Origin of the sequence: Geodermatophilus sp. CPCC 205506 (assembly GCF_051383635.1) — a bacterium.
Taxonomy (GTDB): Bacteria; Actinomycetota; Actinomycetes; order Mycobacteriales; family Geodermatophilaceae; genus Geodermatophilus.
The window spans coordinates 1-1015 of the sequence record NZ_JALPKP010000121.1; the positions used below are offsets into that span (position 1 = coordinate 1).

The following is a 1015-nucleotide window of genomic DNA, read 5'->3' on the forward strand; positions in this document are numbered from 1 at the left end:
CTGCGGGCGGAGATCAGGAAGTCCGAGGTGGGGGACTGGGTCGAGCCGTCGAAGCAGCGCCTCGACGCCTATCTGGCCGAGTGGATCCAGACCCAGCGGCTGAGCCCCGCTACGCTGTCGTCCTACCGGAAGAACATCCGGCTGCACATCGATCCCCACCTGGGTGCGCAGTCGGTCGCGCGGCTCACCGGCTCCGCGGTGGACGCCTGGATGCGGAGGCTCGAGGCGTCCGGTCGGGCCGACGGTCAGGGCGGGCTGTCGGCGCGGACGGTCCGGTATGTGTTCACCATCCTGCGGTCGGCCCTGGGCGATGCGGTCAGGCAGGGGCGGCTCGCGGTCAACCCGACCGACCGGTCCACGGCCCCGAGCCCCTCGGAGGCCCGGCCGCCGGAGATGCAGGCCTGGACCGCACCGGAGCTCGCCCGGTTCCTCCGCTGGGCCGACGCGCAGGACCCGGACTTCGCCATGGGCTGGCGGCTGCTCGCGGCCACCGGGATGCGCCGGGGTGAGGCGCTGGCCCTGCGGTGGCGCGACGTCGACCTGGACGCCGGCCGCCTCTCGGTTCGCCGCAGCGTCGGCGTGGTGAAGGACAAGGGCGCCGGCGAGCGCCTCGTCGAGGGGCCGACCAAGACCGGCCGGTCCCGGGTGGTCGACCTGGACGCGGGCACCGTGGCCGCGCTCCGCGCCTACCGGGCAGTCCGCGGAGGACTCGCCCTGGACCTCGTGCGGGACACCGCGCTCGTGCTCAGCACCCTCGACGGCACCCACCGGCACCCGGAGCGGTTCTCCCGCCGCTTCGCCGACCAGGTCGTCCGGGCCCGCACGGCGCTGGGGGAGGAGAAGCTGCCGGTGATCCGGCTGCACGACCTCCGGCACACCCACGCCATCCTGCTGCTGGCCGACGGCGTGCCGGTGGAGGTCGTCTCCGAGCGCCTCGGCCACGCCGGCGCCACCATCACGCTCACCGTCTACCAGCACGTGCACCCCGGCATGGGCCGCGAGGCCGCGGACCGCT

At 74.8% G+C, this 1015-nt stretch carries 1 protein-coding gene; it reads left to right on the plus strand.

Annotated elements, in window-relative coordinates; all coding sequences use genetic code 11:
* On the plus strand, positions 1-1015 hold a 1015-nt coding region (locus tag MY520_RS27895), incomplete at both ends, for a tyrosine-type recombinase/integrase (RefSeq protein ID WP_436695950.1).